The following is a 22,627-nucleotide window of genomic DNA, read 5'->3' as shown; positions in this document are numbered from 1 at the left end:
CGGGTGATTGGCTGTCGTCATGAGCTCGACCGCACCCACGACGCCGCGCACGCCGACGTACCACCTCGCCGCCCCGCAGACGGGTGGCGCGGTGCCGATGCTCGACGAGTTCCAGCAGCGCGTCGTCGACCACGCGAGCGGGCCGCTGCTGGTGCTGGCCGGGCCGGGCACCGGCAAGACCACCACGCTGGTCGAGGCGATCGTCGAGCGCATCGAGGGCCGTGGCGTGAGCCCGGAGTCGGTGCTGGCCCTGACGTTCTCGCGCAAGGCGGCCGAGCAGCTCCGTGACCGGGTGACCGCGCGGCTGGGCCGCACGACGTCCTCCACGATGTCGGCCACGTTCCACTCGTTCGCCTACGGGCTGATCCGCAGATACGCACCCGCCGAGCTCTACGAGGCGCCGCTGCGCCTGCTCTCGGCGCCGGAGCAGGACGTCGTCCTGCAGGAGCTGTTGACCGACGCGCCCGAGTCGGTTGCCTGGCCCGAGGGCCTGCGTCGGGCGGTGGCCACCCGCGGGTTCGCCCGGGAGGTGCACGCCGTGCTGGCCCGCGCCCGCGAGAAGGGCCTCGACGGCGACGACCTGCGCCGGCTCGGCCTGGCCGAGGGGCTGCCGGAGTTCGTGGCCGCCGGGCTCTTCCTCGACCAGTACCTCGAGGTCCTCGACTTCCAGGGCGCCATCGACTACCCCGACCTGATCCGGCGCGCCGTCGAGGAGGCCGAGAGGCACCGCGACGAGCTGCGCGCCCGCTTCACCCATGTCTTCGTCGACGAGTACCAGGACACCGATCCCGGCCAGGTCGCCCTGCTCCGGGCCCTGATCGGCGACGGCGGAAACCTCACCGTGGTCGGCGACCCGCACCAGTCCATCTACGGCTTCCGGGGCGCCGAGGTGCGCGGCATCCTCGAGTTCCCGACCGAGTTCCCGCACCGCGGCGGTGCGCCCGCCGACGTGGTGGCGCTGCGCACCACCCGGCGGTTCGGGCCACACCTCCTGCTCGCCTCCCAGCGCGTCGCCCGCCGGCTCTCGCTGGCCGGCACGATTCCCGCGGAGGCGCGTGAGTCGTTCCTCGCGCCCGTCTCCGAGGCCGGCGACCTCGGCAACGGCCGGGTCGACGTGCTCACCTTCGACACCGCCCGCGCCGAGACCGAGCACCTCGCCGACATCCTGCGTCGCGCCCACCTGACCGACGGTGTGGCCTGGTCGCGCATGGCGGTGCTGGTGCGTTCCGGCCGTACGTCGATCCCGGCGTTGCGTCGGTCCCTGGGGGCCGCGGGGGTGCCGGTCGAGGTGTCCAGCGACGACACGCCCCTGGTGCGCGAGCCGGCCGTGGCACCCCTGCTCGCGGCGCTGCGGGCCGTGGTCAACCTCGACAACGACGACCCGGAGACATCAGGGCACATCGACCCCGAGGCCGCCCACGACCTGCTGGTCTCACCACTGGCCGGGCTCGACGCCACCGACGTACGCAGTCTCGCGCGGGCGTTGCGCGTGCGCGACAAGGAGGTGGTGGCCCGCGACGGCGGCACCCCGCGCCCGTCGCCCGAGCTGCTGCGCGAGGCGGTGGTGCACCCGTCCACCCTCGAGGGGCTCGACGGAAGCGCACCCCGACGGGCCGCTGCGCTGGCCGGTTTGCTCCGTTCCTCGCGGGCGCTGCTCGAAGCGGGTGCCACCGCCGAAGAGGTGCTGTGGAACCTGTGGTCGTCCACCGACTGGCCACGACGACTGCGGGCCCAGGTCGACCTCGGCGGAGCATCGGCCCGTCGCGCCCACCGCGACCTCGACGCCATCTGCGCCCTGTTCGAGTCCGCGGCCCGCGCCGAGGAGCAGCGCGGCCACACCGGCGTCGCGGCATTCCTGGCCACCCTCGAGGCCCAGGACCTGCCCGGCGACACGCTGGCCGACCGCGGCATCCGTGGCGAGGCGGTCCGGCTGCTGACCGCCCATCGTTCCAAGGGCCTCGAGTGGGACCTCGTCGTGGTGGCCCACGTGCAGGAGGAGGGCTGGCCCGACCTGCGCCGCCGCGCCACCCTGCTGCAGGCCGACCGCATCGGCACCGACGGGCTGCAACCGCCGGTCTCCTCACGGGAGCTCCTGATGGAGGAGCGCCGGCTCTTCTACGTCGCCTGCACCCGGGCCCGGTCGCGGCTCGTGGTCACCGCGGTCCGGTCGCCCGACGACGACGGCGAGCAGCCCTCGCGCTTCATCACCGAGTTGTTGCCACCCGGGCCCGACGGCGTCCCCGACCGCACGCCGCCCCATGTCCAGGGCCGGCCGAAGCGTCCGCTCTCGCTCGCCGGGCTCGTCGCCGAGCTGCGCCGCACGCTGGTCGACCCGGAGTCCGACGAGCAGCTCCGCGCTGCCGCTGCTCGGCGCCTCGTGCTGCTCTCCCGCGAGCGGGTCGGCGACCGTGCGTTGGTGCCGGCCGCCGACCCTGCCAACTGGTGGGGCACCCGCTCCTCGACCCTGTCCGACGTACCCGTCAGGCCGGAGGAGAAGCCGATCTCGCTGTCCGCCTCGGCCCTGACCTCGATCGAGGAGTGCCCGGCCCGGTGGTTCCTCGAGCGCGAGGCCGGCGGCTCGTCGGCGGCGACGTCCGCCCAGGGCTTCGGCCTGCTCGTGCACGCCCTCGCCGAGCGCGTCGCCAAGGGAGAGCTCTCCGCCGACCCCGAGCGCCTCGACGAGCTGATGGCCCACGTCGACACGGTCTGGGAGCGACTGTCGTTCCGCACGCCGTGGTCGGCGACCCGTGAGCGCGAGGAGATGCGCCTTGCCCTCCAGCGCTTCCTGGTCTGGCACGGCGACCCCAAGCGGGGGCGCACGCTGCTGGCCACCGAGAAGGAGCTGCGTGCGAAGGTCACGTTGCCCGACGGTCAGCAGGTGACCCTGCACGGCTTCGCCGACCGGCTCGAGCTCGACGCCGACGGCCAGGTCTGGGTGATCGACCTCAAGACCGGGAAGTACAAGCCGACCGGCGACGAGGTCAAGGTGCACCCCCAGCTCGGGCTCTACCAGCTCGCCGTGGAGCACGGGGCCGTCGACGACCTGGTCGACGACGCACCCGCGCGGCCCGGCGGCGCCGAGCTGGTGCAGCTGCGCCACGGCGCCCACGGCAAGGTCAGCCTGCAGCCGCAGGAACCACAGTCCGCAGACGACGAGGGACACCGTCCCGTGGAGGTCCAGTTGATGTCGGCCGTGGCCCGGATCCGGGCCGAGGAGTTCCCCGCGATCGCCGGGAAGCAGTGCGAGCGCTGTGCGTTCGTCGCGATCTGCCCGATCCAGGGTGCCGGGACGGTGCTGTCATGAGCGACCCGGTCAACATCACCTCACCCGACGACCTGCGCCGGGTCATGGGCACCGACTTCACGGTCAGCCCACAGCAGTGGGCCGCGATCTCCGCCGACCTCGAGCCCGCGGTCGTCATCGCCGGTGCCGGGTCCGGCAAGACCGCCCTGATGGCGGCCCGCGTGGTCTACCTCGTCGCGACCGGGCAGGTCAGACCCGACGAGATCCTCGGCCTCACCTTCACCACGAAGGCGGCCCGCGAGCTGGCCACCCGCATCCGCGACTCCCTGGTCCGCGCCGGTCACGGTGTCGAGACCGCACCTGACCCGGCCGCCGACGAACCCGAGAACCTCGAACCGACCGTGGCGACCTACAACGCCTACGCCAGCTCGCTGCTCACCGAGCACGGCCTGCGGATCGGGCACGAGCCCGACACCCGGGTGATGGCCGACGCCTCGCGCTACCAGCTGGCGGCGCGGGCGATCAGTCGTCACGGCCGAGGCATCGAACTGCTCAGCGACCACCCCGAGACGGTGGTCAACTACATCCTCGGGCTCGAGGGCGCGATGAGCGAGCACCTCGTCACGGTGGCCGACGTACGCGCCTTCCAGGCCCGGGAGCTGCCGCGGTTCCAGGACGCCGCGATCAACGCGAAGGCCAAGACCGAGCCCAAGAAGGTGGTCAACGCGATGCAGCGGCGCGAGGAGATCCTCGGCCTCGTCGAGACCTACCGGCGGCTCAAGGCCGAGCTGGGTCTGATGGACTTCAGCGACCAGATCGCCCTGGCCGCCCAGCTGGCCGACGCGCACCCCGAGGTCGGGGAGGCCGAGCGCGCCAAGTTCCGCATCGTGCTGCTCGACGAATACCAGGACACGTCGGTGGCCCAGGCCCTGATGCTGAAGAAGCTCTTCACCGGCGGCCACCCGGTGACCGCGGTGGGTGACCCCAACCAGGCGATCTACGGCTGGCGTGGGGCCTCGGTGTCCAACATCCTCGGCTTCGGCCGCGACTTCCCGCGTGCCGACGGCCATGAGGTGCGCACCTTCCCGCTGACCGTCAACCGTCGCTCCGACCAGCGCATCCTCGAGGTCGCCAACCGGCTGGCCGGGCCGCTGCTCGACGAGTTCCCCCAGGTCAAGGCGCTCGAGCCCGACGACTCCGCCGGCCCCGGTGCGGTGCGCACCTCCGTGCACGAGACGTACGCCGCCGAACTGGCCTGGCTGGCCAGCCAGGTCACCGGCGTGCACGACGCGATGGCCGAGCCGAGGTGGAACGAGATCGGCGTGCTGACCCGCGACAACAAGCACGCCGCCGACGTGTTCGACGTGCTGTCAGCCCACGACATCCCGGTCGAGATCGTCGGACTCCAGGGGCTGCTCCGGCTGCCCGAGGTGGCCGAGGTGGTGGCCACCCTGACGTTGCTGCACGACCTGACCGCCAACGCCGCCCTGCTCACCCTGCTCACCGGCCCACGCTGGTCGATCGGGCCGCGTGACCTGGCCCTGCTCGGCAAGCGGGCCCGCGAGCTGGCCGGCGACCAGGGGCAGGCGTCCACGCAGTCGCTCGACGAGCAGCTGACCGGCGCCGTCGAGGGCGCCGACCCCACCGAGATCACGTCGTTGTGCGACGCGCTCGACGACCCGGGCGACGCGGCGTACTCCGCGGCGGCCCTCGACCGCTTCGCCCTGCTGCGCTCCGAGCTGCGTTCGCTGCGCTCACACGCCGGCGAGCCGTTGCTCGACCTGGTTCGGCGCATCATCGACACCACCGGCATCGACATCGAGCTGGCGTCGTCCGTCAGTCCCGCGGCCGCTGCCCGTCGCGACAACCTCGACCTGTTCGTCAAGGCCGTCGCCGAGTTCCAGGCCATCGACGGCGCGGTCAGCCTGACCGCACTGCTGGCCTACCTCGCCACCGAGGACGAGATGGGCACCGGCCTCGACGTGGCGACGCCGTCCGAGGCCGACTCGGTCAAGCTGCTGACCGTGCACCGCGCCAAGGGCCTCGAGTGGGACGCCGTCTTCGTGGTCGGCGTCTGCGAGGAGAAGTTCCCGACCACGCGGTCCCGCACCCAGTGGGTCTACGGGCCGGCCGTGCTGCCCAACGAGCTCCGCGGCGACCGCCATGACCTGGCTGCGCTCGGTGGCTACGAGAAGCCCGAGCTCACCGCGTTCGTGCAGGCGGCCAAGGCGAAGGAGCAGCAGGAGGAGCTCCGACTCGGCTACGTCGCCTTCACCCGGGCCCGACACCTGCTGTCGGTGTCGTCGTACCTCTGGAACGAGTCGCGCAAGACCCCGGTCGGGCCCTCGCCCTACCAGCTGGTGGTGCTCGAGGCGGTCCGCGAGTGGGGCGAGGACGCCGAGGCCTGGCTCGACAAGCCCGACAAGGACACCCAGAATCCCCTGCGCATCGGCTCGACCACGGCGCCGTGGCCGGTCACCGAGCACACCGCTGAGACGCTGCGCCGGCTCGAGGCGGCCGAGTTCGTCCGCGGCGTCGACCCCGACGCCGATGACGAGATCGACACGCTCAGCGGCGCCGTGATCGCCACCTGGGACGAGGAGATCGAGCGCCTCCTCGCCGAGGCCCGGCGCGACCGTGCCGACGAGATCGAGGTGCCGTTGCCGGCCGCGTTGTCGGCGACGGCGGTGGCCAGGCTGCGCGACGACGCCGACGGCTTCGCCCGTGACCTGGCCCGGCCGATGCCCCGACAGCCGTCGCCGGCGGCCCGGTTCGGCACCCGGTTCCACGCCTGGGTCGAGGCCCGCTTCGGGCAGCAGAACCTCTTCGACCCCGACGAGCTGCCCGGCCGCGCCGACCTCGGCATCGACGACGAGTCCGACCTCAAGACGCTCACCGAGTCGTTCGCGGCCGGTCCGTTCGGGCACCGCGAGCCGCACGCCGTCGAGCCGCCGTTCGCTCTCGTGCTTGCCGGGCAGGTGGTCCGCGGGCGCATCGACGCGGTCTACACGACCGACGACGGCGGCTTCGTGGTGATCGACTGGAAGACCAACCAGCGGGCCACCGCAGACCCTCTGCAGCTGGCGATCTACCGACTGGCCTGGGCCGAGCTCGCAGGCGTGCCGGTCGAGAAGGTGCGGGCCGCGTTCCACTACGTGCGCACCGGCGAGACCGTCGACCACACCGACGACCTGCCGGGGCGCGCCGAGCTCGAGCAGCTGCTCCATCCCTCCGGCTAGGGCTGCCCGGTGTCCGCGCCGCACGACCACTTCATCGCCTTCGTCGAACGCCTCGGCGTCGACCTCGACGCGCTGCCCGACCGCGTCGAGCAGGTGGCTGCCGACGCGGGCCTGTCCCGCTGCCACTTCGAGCGGGTGGTCAAGGCGGTGGCGGGGGAGTCGCCTGCCCGGCTCCGGGTGCGGGTCCTGCTCGAGCGTGCGGCCCACCGTCTGCTCACCGGCGACGAGACGGTCCGCGACGTCGCCGGCACCTCGGGCTTCTCGTCGTACGCCGCGTTCAAGCACGCCTTCCGCCGCGAGTACGGCGAGAACCCGTCGGCGTGGCGCGCCAATCCGACCGGGTTCCGCATCGACGCCTCGAACGACGTGCACTTCCACCCGCCGGCCGGCCTGCGCCTGCCGGCCCGACGAAGGACGGACAGCGTGGACCTGGTCCAGGAGATGGTCGCCCACCACGTGTGGCTCACCGGCGAGCTCGTCCGCCGCGCGGCGCTGCTCGGCGACGCCGAGCTCGACGAACCGCATGACCGCACCGTCGACGGCATCGACGGCGAGACCCTGCGATGGTCGCTGTCCCGGCTGATCGGGCAGATGGAGATGTGGAACGCCGCGGTCCACGAGACCGACTACGACTTCTCGGTCGAGGAGCACGAGTCGGTGCTCTCGATGCAACGCCGGGTGTCCCGGGTCGGCCCCGATTTCGTCGACAACGTCGCGCTCCTCTCCGCACAGGGCCGCTTCGACGAGACGTTCGTCGAGGCGTTCTCGCCCACACCGCAGGTGCTGTCGTTCGGCGCGATGGTGGCGCACGTGCTGACCTTCGCCGCCCACCACCGGCTCCTCGCGCTGTCGCGACTACGTGAGTGCGGCATCACCGACCTCGGCTTCGGTGACCCGAAGACCTGGTTCGCTGCGGCGCAATCTCGATCAAGCGGGCCCTGTCCCTCGTGACGAAAGTAGGTCTCGACCAGCCGTCCTGAGGAGACCTGATGAAACTGCCCTGGCTCGAACCCCTCACCACCCGTGAGCCCACGCCCGCCGTCGTACCCGAACCACCGCGTCGCGGGGAGGAAGGCGGCGCGCCGTGCAGCGTCTGCGCCGGCACCACCCCGGACGCGGTGTGGTCCGACGACCACTTCGCGGTCTACCCACCGCGCACCTGCAGCCTGCCCGGCACGGTCTGGATCGCCAGTCGCGAGCACGTCGACTCCTTCGTCGACCTGTCGCCCGCAGCCTCAGCCGCTTTCGGGCCGTTCGTCGCGCAGGTCGAGGGCGCGATCCTGGCTCGCGGTGACGTGGGCCGGGTGCACCTCTACCGCTGGGGCGACGGCGGCGCGCACTTCCATGTCTGGCTGATGCCGCGGCCCCTCGGGATGCTCGACGCCCAGGGCATGATGCTGCCGCTGTGGGAGGACGTCCTCCCCAACGCCACCGACGAGGAATGCCTGGCCGCTGCGCAGGAGATCGGGTCCAGGCTGGAAGGATGACCGCATGACCTCCGACCGGTTGGCCCGGCGCCTCGGCACCGGCGACGCCGTCGTGGTCGGGCTGTCGGCGATGATCGGCGCCGGAGTCTTCGCCGCGTTCGCTCCGGCCGCCGCCGCGGCAGGGTCCGCGTTGTTCGTGGGCCTCGGCATCGCCGCGGTGATCGCGTTCTGCAACGCGGTTGCGTCGGCGCAGCTCGCCGCCTGCCATCCGTCGTCCGGCGGCACCTACCTCTTCGGTCGTGAGGTGCTCGGCCCGTGGTGGGGGTTCGTCGCAGGCTGGGGTTTCGTGATCGGCAAGACCGCCTCGTGCGCGGCCATGGCGATGACCTTCGCGGCGTACGCCGTCCCGGGCGGCGGGTGGCCGCAGAAGGCTGCGGCGGCGGTCGCGGTCGTGATGCTGACCCTGGCCACCATGCGCGGCATCACCCGCACGGCGCGGCTGGCACGCATCCTTCTCACCGCGACCCTCGGCGTGCTGCTGCTCGCGCTCGTCGTGACCTCCGTCGGTGAACCGTCGGCCCCTGATCCGCTGGGCGCACCCGACAGCGTCCGCGACGTGTTGCAGGCGGCCGGTCTGCTGTTCTTCGCCTTCGCCGGCTACGCGCGCATCGCGACGCTCGCCGAGGAGGTACGCCGACCCGAGATGCTGGGCCGCGCCATCCTGATTTCGCTCGGTGTGGCCGTGGTCCTCTACGTGGCGGTCGGCCTGGCCCTCGTGCGCGCCCTCGGCGCCGACCTGGCCACCAGCACGGCGCCGCTCTCGGACGCCGTCACGGCAGTCGGTGCCGCCTGGGCCGAGCCGGTGGTGCGCATCGGTGCAGCCGCCGCATGCCTGGGTGCCCTGCTCGCCCTTCTCGCCGGGGTCACCCGCACGGGCCTTGCCATGGCACGCGAGCGTGACCTGCCCACGCCGCTGGCCCACGTCGACCCCGTGCACCAGGTGCCCGACCGGGCGCAGGTCGCGCTCGGTCTCGCCGTGGTCGTGCTCGTTCTCACCGTCGACCTGCGCGGCGCCATCGGCTTCTCCAGCTTCGGGGTGCTGGTCTACTACGCGGTCGCGAACCTCTCCGCTCTCCGCCAGCCGGCCGAGCAGCGACGCTGGCCGCGGGCGCTCCAGGTGCTGGGCCTGGCCGGGTGCCTGGTGCTGGCGGCGATGCTGCCCCTGGCGTCGGTGCTCACCGGGCTCGGTGTGCTCGCCGTGGGCGTGCTCGGACGGTTGGTCGTGCGCAGGCCGAGCGTGCTCGATGGATGAAGGAAATCGTGCGGATTCCGCCGAATTTCCTGCAGTGACGCGACACCCCGGGGACTACGCCAGCACGGCCTCGAGGGCGATCTCGACCATCGCGCCGAAGGTCTGCTCGCGCTCCTGCGCCGTGGTCTCGGCGCCGGTGACGATGTGGTCGGAGACGGTGCAGATCGCCAGTGCCCGGCGGTCGTGCTTCGCGGCCAGCGTGTAGAGCGCACTCGCCTCCATCTCGATGGCCAGCACGCCGTGCTCCACCATCGCAGTCATGATCTCGGGCCGGGGCGCGTAGAACTGGTCGCCGCTGAAGATCAGGCCGGTCCACGTCTTCACGTCCTCACGTGCGGTCGCCGCGTCGTACGCCGCACGCAGCAGGCCGAAGTCGGCGACCGGCGCGTAGTCGAGACCCTCGAACCGGACCCGGTTCATGCCCGAGTCGGTGCAGGCGCCACTGGCCAGGATGACGTCGCGGATCCCGACCTTCTCGACCAGGGCACCGCACGACCCGACCCGCACGATCGAGGCGACGTCGTACTCGGTGAACAGCTCGGTGGCGTAGATCGCCAGTGAGGGCTGGCCCATGCCGGAGCCCTGCACGCTGATCCGCTCGCCGCGCCACGTGCCGGTGAAGCCGAGCATGCCGCGCACCTCGTTGTAGCAGGTGACGTCGTCGAGGAAGCTCTCTGCGATCCACTTGGCCCGCAGCGGGTCACCGGGCATCAGGACGTGCGGTGCGATCGCGCCGGGCTGGGCGCCGATGTGGGTGCTCATGGGCCGATCGTAGGGCCTGTGCCCGGGTGGGTAGCCTGCAAGGCGTGACCGGACCAGAGCAGCTCCAACCACTGTCCCTGCCCGCCGCCGACGCGGACTGGGCCCCTTGGCTCGACGACCACTGCCGCGGGGCGCTGGCCCGTGCCGAGGAGTTGCGCACCACGCTGGCCGCGAGCGACCCCGGCTCCGTGGCAGGCGTGTGGAACAGGCTGCACATCGAGCTGGCCAACGCGTTCGCCGTGGCCGGCCTGGTCGCCCAGGTGCACCCCGACAAGGCGATCCGCGAGCAGGCCGAGGAGATCGAGGTCGAGGCGAACCGCTTCCACACCGGCCTGATGCTCGACGTGGCGGCGTTCACCGCCCTCGACTCGGTGCCGAAGGACGGCCTCGACGAGGCGGCCACCCGGATGCTCGAGCACAGCCTGCGCGACTTCCGCCGGGCCGGAGTCGACCGCGACGAGGCCACCCGCCAGCGGCTCCGCGAGATCAGCGAGCGCGAAGTCGAGCTGGGCCAGGCGTTCTCCCGCGGGATCAGGGACGGTCGGCGTACGACCAAGCTGCCCGCCGAGGCCGCGGCCGGTCTTCCGCAGGACTGGGTCGAGGCGCACCCGGTCGGCGACGACGGCACCTTCGAGGTGACCACCGAATACCCCGACACGGTGCCCTTCATGACGTTCGCGACCGACGGCGACGCACGCCGCCGCGTGGTGACCACGCAGTACGACATCGCCTGGCCCGACAACGACCGGGTGCTGGCCGACCTCCTGGCAGTGCGGCACGAGCACGCCACGATGCTCGGCTACGCCGACTGGCCGTCGTACGACGCCGAGGTCAAGATGATCGGCACCGGCCCGGCCATCCCGGCGTTCATCACCGAGATCGCCAACGACACCGAGGCCGCCGGGCGGGCCGAGATCGAGGTCCTCCTCGAACGGGCACGACAGGACGATCCGTCGGTGGAGGCGGTCGACGCCTCCAACTGGCGGCACTACGCCGAGGTCGTCCGTCGCGAGCAGTACGACGTCGACGCCCAGGAGGTGCGTCGCTACTTCGACTTCACGAAGGTGCGCCAGGGCCTGCTCGAGGTGACCGGTCGCCTGTTCGGCCTGGAGTACGCCGAGGTGCCCGACGCCACGTCGTGGCACGAGGACGTCACGACGTACGACGTCGCCCTCGACGGTGAGCCGCTGGGCCGGATCCGACTCGACCTGCACCCGCGCGACGGCAAGTACAACCACGCCGCGCAGTTCGACCTGAAGCCCGGTGTGCGCGGGGTGCAGCTCCCCGAGGGTGTGCTGGTCTGCAACTTCCCGCGCGGGCTGATGGAGCACGGCGACGTGGTCACGCTCTTCCACGAGTTCGGCCACCTGGTGCACCACGTGCTCGCCGGACGCCACGACTGGGTGCGGTTCTCGGGCGTCGCCACCGAGTGGGACTTCGTCGAGGCACCCAGCCAGATGCTCGAGGAGTGGGCCTGGGACGCGGAGGTGCTGGCCGGCTTCGCGACCGACGAGTCGGGGACTCCGATCCCGGCCGACCTGGTGGCCCGGATGCGTGCCGGTGAGGAGTTCGGCAAGGGCTTCATGGCCCGCACCCAGATGTTCTACGCCGCTGTCTCCTACTACCTGCACCTCGAGCGACCCGAGGACATCACGTCGCGGGTGGCCGAGCTGGCCCGCGAGTACAACCTCGTCGCGCAGCTTCCCGGCACCCACTTCCACGCCGGGTTCGGCCACCTCGGCGGCTACACCTCGGCGTACTACACCTACATGTGGAGCCAGGTCATCGCGAAGGACCTGTTCTCCGCCTTCGACCCCGACGACCTGCTCGCCCCCGGACCGGCCCGTGCCTACAGGGACAAGGTGCTGGCCGCAGGCGGCAGCGGTGACGCGGCCGACCTGGTGGCCGACTTCCTCGGTCGCCCCTACAACGCCGAGGCGTTCCGCGCCTGGATGAACGGAAGCCCGAAGGCATGACCTACCCACACGCCGAGCTGGCCGCCGGTGCGCACGCGCGAATGGCCGAACGACGCGACGACGACGCCTGGCTGGCCGAGAAGTGGGCCGACCCCAAGACGCGGGTGCTCCTCGTGGCCGGCACCCGGTTGCGCAGTGCGGGCGCGGGCCCGTCCTGGGTGAGCCCCGAGGAGGCTCCCGACGGCACCCGCATCCTGCTCGGCGAGCACGCCGGTCGCGCGCACTTCGCGATGCTGATCGATCCCGAGCACGCGCTCGGCGAACGCGAGGAGTGGGTGGGCCTGCGGGCGCTGGCCCCGCACTTCATGGACCACGACTCCTCCGAGGCGCCGCTGGCCTTCCACGCCATCGGCCTGGCCGAGTGGCACTGGCGCACCCGGCACTGTCCCGTGTGCGGGGGCCGGCTCGAGTCCCGCCAGAGCGGCCACCTGCTGGCCTGCACCGAGTGCGAGCGCGAGCAGTTCCCGCGCACCGACCCGGCGGTGATCATGGTGGTCGCGATCGGCGAGCCCGGCTCCGACGACGAGCGCTGCCTGCTCGGTCGCGGCGCCGGTTGGGGCGAGGGCCGCTTCTCGACGCTCGCCGGTTTCGTGGAGCCGGGGGAGTCGCTCGAGGACGCCGTACGCCGCGAGGTGTTCGAGGAGGTCGGGGTCGAGGTCGGACAGGTCGACTACTTCGGCAACCAGCCGTGGCCGTTGCCGACCAGCCTGATGCTCGGCTTCGTCGGACGCGCCACGACCACCGACATCGTGCTCGACGGCGACGAGATGGCCGAGGCGCGATGGTTCACGCGCGCCGAGATGAGGGCCGAGGCCGAGGCGGGCACCATCGTGCTCCCTGGCGGCATCTCGATCTCACGCTCGCTCGTCGAGCACTGGTACGGCGGCCCGCTCCCCGGCCGCTGGTGACGCGTCAGGCCAGGGCGGCGATCTTGGCCTTCACCTGGGCAAGGCTGGGGTTGGTCTGCGCCGAACCGTCGGAGTAGACCAGCGTCGGCACTGTCTGGTTCCCACCGTTGGCCTTCTCGACCAGCTGGGCCGCTTCCGGCTGCTGCTCGATGTCGACGATGTCGTAGCTGATGCCCTCCCGGTCGAGCTGGCTCTTCAGTCGGTGGCAGTAGCCGCACCACGGCGTGGTGTACATCGTGAACTCGCTCAACGGATTGTCCCCTCGGGCATCTAGGCTGCTTGGTGTTCGACCGACTCAACTGCACTCCGAGGTGAATTGTTCCCGATGGCCCGCCCTGACAGCCTGCTCGACTCACTCGACCCCGAGCAGCGACAGGTCGCCGAGGCACTTCGCGGCCCGGTGCGCGTGCTGGCCGGGGCCGGCACCGGCAAGACCCGGGCGATCACCCACCGCATCGCCCACGGAGTGGCCACCGGCGTCTACCAGTCGACCGAGGTCCTGGCGGTCACGTTCACCACGCGGGCGGCCGGCGAGATGCGCACCCGCCTGCGTGAGCTGGGGGCACCAGGCGTCCAGGCCCGCACCTTCCACGCCGCCGCTCTGCGGCAGCTGCGCTACTTCTGGCCGGCCACCCACGGCACCGAGCTGCCGACCCTGACCGAGTCGAAGCTGCCGTTGATGGCACTCGCGGCCCGCCGGCAACGGCTCGGCGTCGACCAGGGCACCCTGCGCGACCTCGCCTCCGAGGTCGAGTGGTCCAAGGTCAGCAACGTCCGCCCCGAGGAGTACGCCGCGCTCGCCCCCACCCGCGGACGCGAGGTCAACGGCGTCGACCCCGAGACGGTCGGCCGGGTGTTCGGCACCTACGAAGACGTCAAGCGCGGCCAGGGCCGCATGGACATGGAAGACGTCCTCCTGCTCACCGCCGCCCTCCTCGCGGAGGACGAACGCGTCGCGGCGCAGGTCCGGCGTCAATACAAGTTCTTCGTGGTCGACGAGTTCCAGGACGTCTCGCCCCTCCAGTCGGCGCTGCTCGACCTGTGGCTGGGTGGGCGCGACGAGATCTGCGTGGTCGGCGACCCGGCGCAGACCATCTACAGCTTCGCCGGCGCCAACGCCGACTATCTGCGCGACTTCCCGGGCAAGCACCCGGGCACCACCGCGATCGACCTGGTCCGCAACTACCGCTCGACGCCCGAGGTGATCGGCTCGGCCAACCAGCTGCTCGCCGGCAGCAGCTCGCGCGGCGTCAAGCTGGTCGCACAGCGTCCCTCCGGCCCGGCGGTGAACTACCGGGAGTACGACGACGAGGTGGCCGAGGCCGAGGCGGTCGCCGCCGAGGTGCTGCGCCTGCGCGACTCCGGCGTGCCGCTCGGTTCGATGGCGGTCCTGTTCCGCATCAACGCCCAGTCCGAGGCCTTCGAAGACGCGCTCTCGGCCCGCAACCTCGCCTACGTGGTCCGCGGTGCCGCGCGCTTCTTCGACCGGCAGGAGGTGCGCCAGGCGATCACCCTGCTGCGCGGCACTGCCCGCTCCGGCGGTGGCGGCGACGACCTCGCCGCCGACGTGCGCGGCACGCTGGGCGGCATGGGCTGGACCGCCGAGCCGCCCTCGGGCCGGGGCACGGCCCGCGACCGGTGGGAGTCGCTCCAGGCGTTGGTCTCCCAGGCCGAGTCGTACGCCGCCCAGGCGGGCACTGACCTCGGGTCCTTCGTCGACGACCTCGACCGACGGGCCTCCGAGCAGCACGCGCCCGTGGCCGACGGGGTCACCCTGGCCACCCTGCACACCGCGAAGGGCCTCGAGTGGGACGCCGTGTTCGTGTGCGGCGCCCAGGAGGGCTCGATCCCGATCTCGTTCGCCCAGACCCCGGCCGAGGTCGAGGAGGAGCGCCGTCTGCTCTACGTCGGCATGACCCGGGCCCGGCTGCACCTGTCCGTCTCGTGGAGCCTGTCGCGCAACCCCGGCGGTCGACGTACCCGCAAGGCCTCCCGCTTCCTGACCGGCCTGCGCCCCGACACCGGCAACGCACCCGAGCCCCGCCGTGCCAAGAAGGCAGCCAGGGCAGCGATGTGCGGCACCTGCGGGCGCCCGCTCTCGACCGCGGGGGAGCGCAAGGTCGGCCGGTGCGTCGACTGTCCGGCGACCTACGACGAGGACCTGTTCGCCCGGCTCAAGGAGTGGCGGCGCCAGCGGGCCAGCGACGACGGGGTGCCGGCGTACGTCGTCTTCACCGACAAGACGCTCGAGGCGATCGCCGAGGTGAAGCCGACCGCAGACGCCCAGCTGCTGAAGATCAGCGGGGTCGGGGCGACCAAGATCGAGAGGTACGGCGAGGAGCTGCTGGCCCTCATCGAGTGATCCCGAAGTGATCTCGAAAAAAATCAGGAAATACCCATTAAATCGTTTGCCCATTACAGGCAGGCCGCGATAGTTTTCTCATCAGCACATTCAACCCGCGCATACGGTCCTGGCAAGATCAGCGCCCAACGGCACCGAAGGAGGTGGCTCCAGTGAACAGCATCAAGACTCGAATCCCGGCTGAGAACCAGTCGCGCATTGTCATGCCCACCTATGCCGCCTTTGGCGTGTCCGCATGCGTTGATGCCGATGTTCCGGCCCGCAAGCACATCGCTCTCTTCACGGGAGCCACCCCGGGAACCCTTGTCTGGAGTCCACCGCCCTGTTGAGCTGACACTCAACTTGGCAGCCTCCAGGCCGCGGAACCCGACAACCGGGATCCGCGGCCCTTTTGTTTCTCCACCACTTTCGGTGGAGGGCCCGGATCAACACACACGATCAGGTCTCAGAGGAGGTGACACATATGACCATCAGCGAACTCAAGCCGCCCGCCGAGCCGACCCTCGGTGAGCTGCATGCCGCGGCCGACACCGTCGACGACGAACTGCTGCCCTGCCGGGCCAACAGCCCGGAGCTGTTCTTCGCCGAGTCACCCACCGACGTGGAGTACGCCAAGGCCCTGTGCACGGACTGCCCGGTCCAGGCACTTTGTCTCGCCGGCGCCCTCGAGCGGCGCGAGCCCTGGGGCGTTTGGGGCGGTGAGCTCTTCCTCCAAGGAGTAGTGATCCCCCGCAAGCGGCCGCGCGGCCGTCCCCGCAAGACCGACGCCGCGTGACGCGGCCCGCACCAGAAAGTCGACACCCAGCCATGACCACACACACGAACTGGAGCAACACCATGAATCTCATGCACGAAGAACTGGCACGCGAACAAATGTCCGCGCGCCTGGGAGAGGCGCACCGCACCCATCAGGGCCGGCAGGCTGCTCTCGCCCGCCGCCTGAGCCGTCGGGCCGAGCGCGCTGCCGCAGAGGCGCGTCTCGCACTCGGACGCCTCTGATCAAGCAGTCGAGCCGGCGTTCGTTGACCACCATGGTCAGCGGACGCCGGCTCGGCGCATTTGGGATACTCCCTGACGTTTCCGCCCCGCGCGGGGCCGAAACGTCAGGGAGTATCCCGGATGGCGGCGTAGGGTCGGTGGACGTGACGACCTGTGACTTCTGCGGTCGAGTGGCCGAGACCGACCCGATGCCGTTGACCTGGACCACCGCCGTCGAGAACGGCCGGCGGCGTACGTTCTGCGACACCTGCTCGCGCGAGCACCTGCGTGCCATGGAGAGCAAGCTCGACAGCGAGTGGTGGTGACGAGCAAGGATCACCCGGCCGCGATGCTCCGGCCCCACCCGCACCCGCAGGCCGGGTGCTGGCGCCACGGAGTGCGTGGCAGCTCGAGGTGCGGGTCGAAGGTGACGGTGGTTCCCCAGCTGAGCGGGCGTCGGCCGTCGACCCAGTTCAGCAGGTCGCGGGCCGCCCACAGGATCGCCATCTCGAAGAGATCGTGGTGGATCGGCTCGGGGAGGGCGTCGGTGCCGACGGCCGGGTCGGCGTACTGCGCGAGGATCAGCGGCCTCCGCGGGTCGTGATCGGCGTGGTGTGCGTCGATGCAGCGCAGGCACGCGGTCTGGCCCGGTACGACGAACGGGCCCACGCGCACCACGCCCTCGCTGGTGCTGACCACCAGGTGCGGCACATCGCCGCGGATCCACTCGTCGACACCGGAGCGGAGCGGCTCCCCGCGGGCCACGAGCACCGCGGCGTCGACCGGGCCCGGGGCCGGGTGCGTGGTGGTCTGTACCCCGCCGGTGCGCAGCAGCTCGACCAGCCGGCGGCCGGCGCGACGGCTGCCCTGGTCGGCCACCTGGACCACGGTCGCCCGTCGACGATCGAGCAGGTCGGGGCCCTCGGGTCCCGTGTCGCTGAGGTACGCCGAGAGCGACTCCCTGTCCTCGGGGGCCTCCGCCGAGCCGAGGGCGTGGAGGAACGGGTCGGCGTCGAGCACCAGCGACTTGGCCAGCAGGTCGGTGCAGAAGCGCATCACCGCGGGGGAGAGGCCGGCGACCGGTCCGGGCGGGACGCCGTTGCGCAGGTCGGCCAGCACGCCCCGGATCTCCTCGGTGTCGGGTGCAGTCACCGCCAGGTGAGCGACCAGACCGACCTGGAGGCGGCCGTCCTCGCGCCGGCAGACGCGCACACCCGGGCGCAGGAGGGGCCTGGCCGGGAAGCCGGGATGACGGTGTGCGCGAGACATGGCAGGCACTCTCACACAGGTGGCCGCCGCCCCGCCGACGTCATCCACAGGTCGATGGGATCCACGGGCCGAGAAGCACCACGGGCCCCGAAAATGCAGGCAGCGGCGACGCCCCGTGAGGGACGACGCCGCTGCGACTGCTCGTGGGGCGGGTTCTTACGCCTTGCCGAGGATTCGGTTGAGGTTGGTGCCACATTCGGGGCAAACGGCCTTCGCCATCCGCGTGCCCTTGTCGTTGACCTTGACCTCACCCGAGGCCTCACGCTTGGCCTTGCACTTCACGCAGTAGAACTCGCCGCTCCAGGTCTCCGCCATGACGGCCTCCTTGCCTAATTGATTCTCGGTCGTCGCGACGGGGGGATCGGGGAAGCCCGCCGGGGTTCCCACGCAGGGCATGTGAACCGTCCAAAACCCTACTTCACGCCTGAAGTCCCGCGCGGGAGGCGCCCCGTAGCGCTCAACAGCGGGTTTTTCGGGCGTTTCTCCCGACGGTTAGTCTGCGGCCATGTCCGAGAACGCAGACCTGACCTTCCTCCGCCTCACACGGCCCAGCCCCGGCGTCGCCCTGATCACCCTCGACGACCCGGCCCGCCGCAACGTGATGTCCGACGAGATGACCGCCTCGTGGGTGCACGCGATCGACGGCCTCGCCGCCGACCCCGACCTGCGGGCCGTGGTGGTGACCGGTGCCGGTACGTCGTTCTGCTCCGGCGGCGACATCGGCTGGATCGCCAGCGAGCCGGACGCCACCGTCGACCACCTGCGCCATCGGATGATCGCGTTCTACCGGGCGTGGTTGTCGATCCGGAGGCTCGAGGTGCCCACCATCGCGGCGATCAACGGGCACGCCATCGGCGCCGGGCTCTGCATGCCGCTGGCCTGCGACATCCGGTACGCCGCGGCGGGCGCCAAGGTCGGCGCTCCGTTCGTCAAGCTGGGCATGCACCCCGGCATGGCGGCGACGTACCTCTTCCCGGACGTCGTCGGAGCCGCGGCCGCGCGGGACCTGTTGCTGACCGGCCGGATCGTCGGCGCCGAGGAGGCGCTCGGTCTGGGCCTGGTCTCGCGGGTGATTCCCGACGACGGCTTCCTCGACGAGGTGCTGCGTACGGCGGCCCAGGTCGCGGCCACCGCACCCGTGGCGAGTCGCTACACGAAACTGGCACTGGCCGGCGCGGGACATCCCGACATCGAGGCGGCCCTCCAGTGGGAGGCACTGGCCCAGCCGGTCACTCTGGCCACCGCCGACCTGCAGGAGGGAATCGCCGCGGCCAAGGAGAAGCGCGACCCGAAGTTCACCGGCCGCTGACCTCGGACGGGCAGCACCCGAAATGGGAGAAGAGGCCCCTGGCCGGCAGTCCCACACGTGCCTTCCCCTTGCGAGTGTGGAGTTGCCCCGCCGAAACGGTGGACCGGGGGCCTCATCTGGCGTTGACGCTAGGGGCACGCGGGTGTGCGGTCAATGCCTGGCGCGGCACGGGTTCCGACAGCCTGTGGAGAACCCTGTGGACAAGATGTGGATTCCGGCCCTGCCGCTGTGGAACGGTGGGGGACGGGCCTGTGGACGACGCACGTCGGGAACCCCGGCAGACCGCCGCTGAGCAGGGACGATGCTTCTCCACCACCTGTGGAGAGAAGAAATGAGGACGAGAATGACCGGCGAGCAACTCACCCCCGTCGCCGCACTGCGCCGCATCGCCTTCCTGCTGGAGCGAGCCCGCGAGGACACCTACAAGGTCAAGGCCTTCCGCAGCGCCGCAGCCACGATCCTGCCGCTCTCCGACGACGAGCTGGCCGGACATGTCACCGCCGGGACCCTCACCGACCTTCCCGGCATCGGCGCCAGCTCGGCGCGAGTGATCACCGATGTGTGGCACGGTGAGGTGCCCGAGCGCCTCGCCGTCCTCGAGGAGGAGCACGCCGGCCCCCTGGCTCCCGGAGGTCGTGAGCTCCGGGCGGCGCTGCGCGGCGACCTGCACACCCACTCCGACTGGTCGGACGGCGGATCACCGATCGAGGAGATGGCGTTCACCGCGATCGAGGTCGGCCACGACTACCTGGTGCTGACCGACCACTCGCCGCGGCTCAAGGTGGCCCGCGGGCTCAGCGCCGAGCGGCTGGCCCGGCAGCTCGGTGTGGTCGACGCGGTCAACGAGCACCTGGGCGGATCGGGCTTCCGGCTGTTGAAGGGCATCGAGGTCGACATCCTCGACGACGGGTCGCTCGACCAGACCGACGAGATGCTGGCCAGGCTCGACCTGCGGGTGGCCAGCGTGCACTCCAAGCTGGCCATGGACGCCGACGCGATGACCCGGCGCATGGTGGCCGCCGTCGCCCAGCCGTTCACCAACGTGCTCGGGCACTGCACCGGGCGGCTGGTCACCGGCAACCGCGGCGTCCGCCCCGGCTCGAAGTTCGACGCCCGCAAGGTCTTCGAGGCCTGTGTGGAGAACGACGTGGCCGTCGAGATCAACTCGCGACCCGAGCGACGCGACCCGCCGACCAAGCTGCTCGAACTGGCCCGCGACATCGGGTGCCTCTTCTCCATCGACAGCGACGCCCACGCCCCGGGCCAGCTGGACATGCTCGACTACGGCTGCGAGCGCGCGGAACAGGCCAGCATCGATCCGGAGCGCATCGTCAACACGTGGCCCGCGGAGCGCCTCCTGAGCTGGGCGAGCCGATAACGTGATCGTCATGGGGGATCCAGAGATCGAGGTCCGGCGCTCCAAGCGTCGGCGTCGCACCGTGTCGGCCTACCGCGACGGCGAGAAGGTCGTCGTACTCATCCCTGCCTCCATGACCCGGGCCCAGGAGGCCGAGTGGGTCGAGACGATGGTGGCCCGCCTCGACCGCCAGGAGAAGCGCAAGCGCCCCTCCGACGCCCAGCTGTCCAAGCGGGCCGAGGACCTCTCGGCGCGCTACCTAGGGGGTCTCGCCCGGCCCGACTCGGTGCGCTGGGTGGAGAACCAGAACGCGCGCTGGGGCTCCTGCACGCCGGGGGACCGGTCGATCCGGTTGTCGACCCGGCTCCAGGGCATGCCCGCGTGGGTGGTCGACTACGTGTTGATCCACGAGCTGGCGCACCTCATCGAGCACGGCCACGACGACAAGTTCTGGGGCTGGGTCGCCCACTACCCGAAGGCGGAGCGGGCGCAGGGCTTCCTGCTCGGCTACTCCGCCGCCGCACAGATGGAGCCGCCACCCAGCTCCGGCGACGTCGTCGAGTGACCTGCCGGGACTGAGCGCTCAGCCCAGCACCCGCGCCCGGGCCAGGGCCACCAGGCGGTGCATGTCGCCCTCGAGCCCGTCGGGGAGTGCGTCGACCGGCCACCACCGCACGTCGAGGGACTCCTCACTCGCGGCGTGACCGACCCCCGCCGGCGCGACCGCGACGTACCGCACGTCGAGGTGGGCAACCGTGCCGCGCGGGTCGCAGAACGGCACTGCGTGCTCGTCGAGCATCACCGGCACCGGGTCGAAGTCGAGCCGGGGAAGGCCCGACTCCTCGAGGGCCTCGCGGTGCGCGACCCCGGCCAGGGTCTGGTCGATGGCCTCACAGTGGCCACCGAAGGCGAACCAGCGCTTCGCCTTGCCGTGCAGGTTGAGCAGCACCTCGGTGCCGTCAGCGGAGAGGACGAGTGCGCCGGCGGTGAGGTGGTCGGGGAAGCACTCCCGTGCCATGCCGTCGGGGTGCTGCGCCAAGTGGTGCAGGAACCTGCGGCGGTGGCGCTCCTGATGATCGTCGGGCGCCGTCCAGCCGCCGAGCACGCGCTCGGCGTCGGCGTGCAGCCGGCTCACTCCTTGGGGTCGTCGGCACCGGGCTCGCCGCTGGCGTCGCCCTCCGTGCCCTCGTCGAGCAGCTTGGCCAGCTCGGCGTCGAAGTCGTCGCCGGACGGCGTCAGCGGCTCGGCCACCTCTTCGCGGAAGCCCAGCGGGTCATCGAGGTCGGCGGCCGTGGGCAGCAGGTCGGGGTGCAGCCACACCGAGTCACGGCCGTCGGTGCCGTGTCGGGAACGCAGCGAACCCCACAGGGTGGACGCATCGCGGAGGCGACGCGGACGCAGCTCCAGGCCCACGAGGGCGGCGAAGGTGTCCTCGGCCGGACCACCCGCGGCGCGGCGGCGGCGTACGGCCTCCTGCATCTTCGACGCGGTCGGCATGCGCTCGGCGGTGGCTTGGCCCACGACCTCGTCGACCCAGCCTTCGACCAGGGCGAGCGTGGTCTCGAGGCGCAGCAGGGCGGCCTCCTGGGCGGGCGTCTTCCTGGGCTCGAACAGGCCGCCCTCGAGGGCTTCCTGGATGCCGGTCGGGTCGGTGGGGTTGAGGTTGCGCATCTGCTCCTCGATGCCCTCGGTGTCGATCGCGATGCCGCGCCCGTAGTCGGCCACGGCCGAGATCAGGTGCTCACGCAGCCACGGCACGTGGGCGAAGAGCCGCTGGTGGGCGGCCTCGCGCAACGCGAGATAGAGGCGTACGTCGTCGGCCGGCACGTTCAACCCTTCGGCGAAGGCCTCGATGTTGAGCGGCACGAGGGCAGCGCGTCCCGGAGGCCCGAGGGGGAGCCCGATGTCGGAGGCGGTCAGCACCTCGCTGGCCAGGCCACCGAGGGCGGCACCGACCTGGCTGCCGAACATGGCGCCGCCGAACTTGCCGAGCATGCCCATCAGCGGGCCGGCCATCTCGCGGGCCTCCGTCGGGAGGGCGTTGCCCATGGCGGCCACGACGTGCTCGGCGACCGGGTCGACCAGCACCTTCCACACCTCGCGGGTCGACTCGACCCACTCGGCGCGGCTCCACGCGGCGGTCGACTGCACGCCGGAGGGGAACTCGCACGCCTCGTCGAGCCAGTGGTCGGCCAGCCGGACGGCGTCGGCGACCGCATCGGTCTCGCGCTGCGAGGGCGTCGGGTCGGGGTTCTCGGCCACCGCCCGCCGGGCGATGTCGCCGGCGAGGGTCCAGTTCACCGAGCCCTCGTGGGGCGCCATCATCGCCTGCATCTGGTTCATCAGTCCGGCCAGGTCAGGCATGCCGGACATGCCGCCCGCGCCGAAGAATTGCTCGAACGGCGTGCCCTTGAAGGGGTTCTCGGGCTGGTCGCCGGGGTCGTCAGTCATGCCTCCAAACTACTCGGTCGCTGGTGGCTGCCA

19 protein-coding genes are annotated in these 22,627 nt (G+C 71.5%); 13 read left to right on the top strand and 6 right to left on the bottom strand.

Annotated elements, in window-relative coordinates; translation table 11 throughout:
• The first annotated feature begins 19 nt into the window (after nucleotides 1-19).
• From ASD66_RS00980 to ASD66_RS00960, 5 genes are read left to right on the top strand one after another with little or no spacing between them, the layout of a single operon-like run.
• A complete protein-coding gene (locus ASD66_RS00980) occupies nucleotides 20-3,304 on the top strand; it encodes an ATP-dependent helicase (RefSeq protein WP_082599271.1) in 3,285 nt (1,094 codons plus the stop codon).
• On the top strand, nucleotides 3,301-6,483 hold the full coding sequence (locus ASD66_RS00975; protein ID WP_056889786.1) for an ATP-dependent helicase: 3,183 nt from the start codon (nucleotides 3,301-3,303) through the stop codon (nucleotides 6,481-6,483). The genes ASD66_RS00980 and ASD66_RS00975 overlap by 4 nt, the downstream gene beginning before the upstream one ends.
• Nucleotides 6,484-6,492: 9 nt before the next feature.
• Entirely contained in the window at nucleotides 6,493-7,434 is a 942-nt protein-coding gene (locus tag ASD66_RS00970) for a helix-turn-helix domain-containing protein (protein ID WP_056889785.1), read from the top strand.
• Nucleotides 7,435-7,472: 38 nt separating this feature from the next.
• Nucleotides 7,473-7,970 carry an HIT family protein gene (locus ASD66_RS00965; protein WP_056687343.1) on the top strand — a complete coding sequence of 166 codons (498 nt, stop codon included), beginning with the start codon at nucleotides 7,473-7,475 and terminating at the stop codon, nucleotides 7,968-7,970.
• A 4-nt stretch (nucleotides 7,971-7,974) separates the two neighbouring features.
• A complete protein-coding gene (locus tag ASD66_RS00960; protein ID WP_056889784.1) occupies nucleotides 7,975-9,222 on the top strand; it encodes an APC family permease in 1,248 nt (415 codons plus the stop codon).
• A gap of 54 nt (nucleotides 9,223-9,276) precedes the next feature.
• Here the strand turns inward: ASD66_RS00960 and deoD are convergent, their stop codons facing one another.
• Nucleotides 9,277-9,984: a purine-nucleoside phosphorylase gene (gene deoD / locus ASD66_RS00955; protein WP_056687337.1), complete on the bottom strand. Its 708-nt coding sequence runs from the start codon at nucleotides 9,982-9,984 to the stop codon at nucleotides 9,277-9,279.
• A gap of 44 nt (nucleotides 9,985-10,028) precedes the next feature.
• Between deoD and ASD66_RS00950 the strand changes: the two genes are divergently transcribed.
• Together ASD66_RS00950 and nudC are read left to right on the top strand one after the other, a co-directional pair.
• Nucleotides 10,029-11,960, top strand: a complete 1,932-nt coding sequence (locus ASD66_RS00950; RefSeq protein WP_056889783.1) for a M3 family metallopeptidase — start codon at nucleotides 10,029-10,031, stop codon at nucleotides 11,958-11,960.
• Nucleotides 11,957-12,868: an NAD(+) diphosphatase gene (gene nudC / locus ASD66_RS00945; protein WP_056889782.1), complete on the top strand. Its 912-nt coding sequence runs from the start codon at nucleotides 11,957-11,959 to the stop codon at nucleotides 12,866-12,868. Before ASD66_RS00950 ends, nudC begins: the two co-directional genes overlap by 4 nt.
• A 4-nt stretch (nucleotides 12,869-12,872) precedes the next feature.
• On the opposite strand, the gene ASD66_RS00940 is transcribed toward nudC, so the two are convergent.
• Nucleotides 12,873-13,118, bottom strand: a complete 246-nt coding sequence (locus ASD66_RS00940; protein ID WP_321163484.1) for a mycoredoxin — start codon at nucleotides 13,116-13,118, stop codon at nucleotides 12,873-12,875.
• Nucleotides 13,119-13,193: 75 nt separating this feature from the next.
• Between ASD66_RS00940 and ASD66_RS00935 the strand changes: the two genes are divergently transcribed.
• From ASD66_RS00935 to ASD66_RS24855, 3 genes are all read left to right on the top strand, one after another.
• Nucleotides 13,194-15,230: an ATP-dependent DNA helicase UvrD2 gene (locus tag ASD66_RS00935; protein ID WP_056889781.1), complete on the top strand. Its 2,037-nt coding sequence runs from the start codon at nucleotides 13,194-13,196 to the stop codon at nucleotides 15,228-15,230.
• A gap of 463 nt (nucleotides 15,231-15,693) precedes the next feature.
• Complete coding sequence (locus ASD66_RS00930; RefSeq protein WP_056687327.1) at nucleotides 15,694-16,005, top strand: WhiB family transcriptional regulator; 312 nt, start codon at nucleotides 15,694-15,696, stop codon at nucleotides 16,003-16,005.
• Nucleotides 16,006-16,372: 367 nt separating this feature from the next.
• Nucleotides 16,373-16,534: a hypothetical protein gene (locus ASD66_RS24855; protein WP_200949969.1), complete on the top strand. Its 162-nt coding sequence runs from the start codon at nucleotides 16,373-16,375 to the stop codon at nucleotides 16,532-16,534.
• 10 nt (nucleotides 16,535-16,544) lie between these two features.
• Here ASD66_RS24855 and ASD66_RS00920 read toward each other — a convergent pair whose 3' ends face one another.
• Together ASD66_RS00920 and ASD66_RS24850 are read right to left on the bottom strand one after the other, a co-directional pair.
• Nucleotides 16,545-17,477 (bottom strand): hypothetical protein, encoded by a 933-nt coding sequence (locus ASD66_RS00920; protein WP_056889780.1) that lies wholly within the window; start codon nucleotides 17,475-17,477, stop codon nucleotides 16,545-16,547.
• Nucleotides 17,478-17,633: 156 nt separating this feature from the next.
• Entirely contained in the window at nucleotides 17,634-17,792 is a 159-nt protein-coding gene (locus ASD66_RS24850) for a DUF5679 domain-containing protein (protein WP_168618186.1), read from the bottom strand.
• 190 nt (nucleotides 17,793-17,982) lie between these two features.
• Here ASD66_RS24850 and ASD66_RS00915 point away from each other — a divergent pair, with 190 nt between their 5' ends.
• The 3 genes from ASD66_RS00915 to ASD66_RS00905 all read left to right on the top strand — a co-directional run bounded on the left by ASD66_RS00915 (nucleotide 17,983) and on the right by ASD66_RS00905 (nucleotide 20,708).
• Nucleotides 17,983-18,786, top strand: coding sequence for an enoyl-CoA hydratase/isomerase family protein (locus tag ASD66_RS00915; protein WP_056687318.1), 804 nt, complete (start codon nucleotides 17,983-17,985; stop codon nucleotides 18,784-18,786).
• A gap of 343 nt (nucleotides 18,787-19,129) precedes the next feature.
• The gene (locus ASD66_RS00910) at nucleotides 19,130-20,164 is read left to right on the top strand and encodes a PHP domain-containing protein (protein WP_056889779.1); all 1,035 of its coding nucleotides are present in this window, start codon (nucleotides 19,130-19,132) and stop codon (nucleotides 20,162-20,164) included.
• Nucleotides 20,165-20,174: 10 nt separating this feature from the next.
• Nucleotides 20,175-20,708: a M48 family metallopeptidase gene (locus ASD66_RS00905; protein ID WP_056687415.1), complete on the top strand. Its 534-nt coding sequence runs from the start codon at nucleotides 20,175-20,177 to the stop codon at nucleotides 20,706-20,708.
• 18 nt (nucleotides 20,709-20,726) lie between these two features.
• Here ASD66_RS00905 and ASD66_RS00900 read toward each other — a convergent pair whose 3' ends face one another.
• Together ASD66_RS00900 and ASD66_RS00895 are read right to left on the bottom strand one after the other, a co-directional pair.
• Entirely contained in the window at nucleotides 20,727-21,278 is a 552-nt protein-coding gene (locus tag ASD66_RS00900; protein WP_056889778.1) for an NUDIX hydrolase, read from the bottom strand.
• On the bottom strand, nucleotides 21,275-22,594 hold the full coding sequence (locus tag ASD66_RS00895; RefSeq protein ID WP_056889777.1) for a zinc-dependent metalloprotease: 1,320 nt from the start codon (nucleotides 22,592-22,594) through the stop codon (nucleotides 21,275-21,277). The genes ASD66_RS00900 and ASD66_RS00895 overlap by 4 nt, the downstream gene beginning before the upstream one ends.
• Nucleotides 22,595-22,627 lie beyond the last annotated feature (33 nt).

The sequence above is a fragment of the Nocardioides sp. Root151 genome (assembly GCF_001427925.1).
GTDB lineage: Bacteria > Actinomycetota > Actinomycetes > Propionibacteriales > Nocardioidaceae > Nocardioides.
The sequence above is the reverse complement of the archived record's forward strand: the minus strand, read 5'-3'. Positions and strand labels throughout refer to the sequence as shown.

Bases quoted from the DNA above. Each gene is read 5' to 3' on its own strand.
- ASD66_RS00965 (WP_056687343.1), top strand. From the start codon at position 7,473: ATGAAACTGCCCTGGCTCGAACCCCTCACCACCCGTGAGCCCACGCCC.
- ASD66_RS00905 (WP_056687415.1), top strand. From the start codon at position 20,175: ATGGGGGATCCAGAGATCGAGGTCCGGCGCTCCAAGCGTCGGCGTCGC.
- ASD66_RS24850 (WP_168618186.1), bottom strand. From the start codon at position 17,792: ATGGCGGAGACCTGGAGCGGCGAGTTCTACTGCGTGAAGTGCAAGGCC.
- ASD66_RS00930 (WP_056687327.1), top strand. From the start codon at position 15,694: ATGACCATCAGCGAACTCAAGCCGCCCGCCGAGCCGACCCTCGGTGAG.
- ASD66_RS00960 (WP_056889784.1), top strand. From the start codon at position 7,975: ATGACCTCCGACCGGTTGGCCCGGCGCCTCGGCACCGGCGACGCCGTC.
- nudC (WP_056889782.1), top strand. From the start codon at position 11,957: ATGACCTACCCACACGCCGAGCTGGCCGCCGGTGCGCACGCGCGAATG.
- ASD66_RS00920 (WP_056889780.1), bottom strand. From the start codon at position 17,477: ATGTCTCGCGCACACCGTCATCCCGGCTTCCCGGCCAGGCCCCTCCTG.
- ASD66_RS00980 (WP_082599271.1), top strand. From the start codon at position 20: ATGAGCTCGACCGCACCCACGACGCCGCGCACGCCGACGTACCACCTC.
- ASD66_RS00895 (WP_056889777.1), bottom strand. From the start codon at position 22,594: ATGACTGACGACCCCGGCGACCAGCCCGAGAACCCCTTCAAGGGCACG.
- ASD66_RS00915 (WP_056687318.1), top strand. From the start codon at position 17,983: ATGTCCGAGAACGCAGACCTGACCTTCCTCCGCCTCACACGGCCCAGC.
- ASD66_RS00935 (WP_056889781.1), top strand. From the start codon at position 13,194: ATGGCCCGCCCTGACAGCCTGCTCGACTCACTCGACCCCGAGCAGCGA.
- ASD66_RS00975 (WP_056889786.1), top strand. From the start codon at position 3,301: ATGAGCGACCCGGTCAACATCACCTCACCCGACGACCTGCGCCGGGTC.
- ASD66_RS00910 (WP_056889779.1), top strand. From the start codon at position 19,130: ATGACCGGCGAGCAACTCACCCCCGTCGCCGCACTGCGCCGCATCGCC.
- deoD (WP_056687337.1), bottom strand. From the start codon at position 9,984: ATGAGCACCCACATCGGCGCCCAGCCCGGCGCGATCGCACCGCACGTC.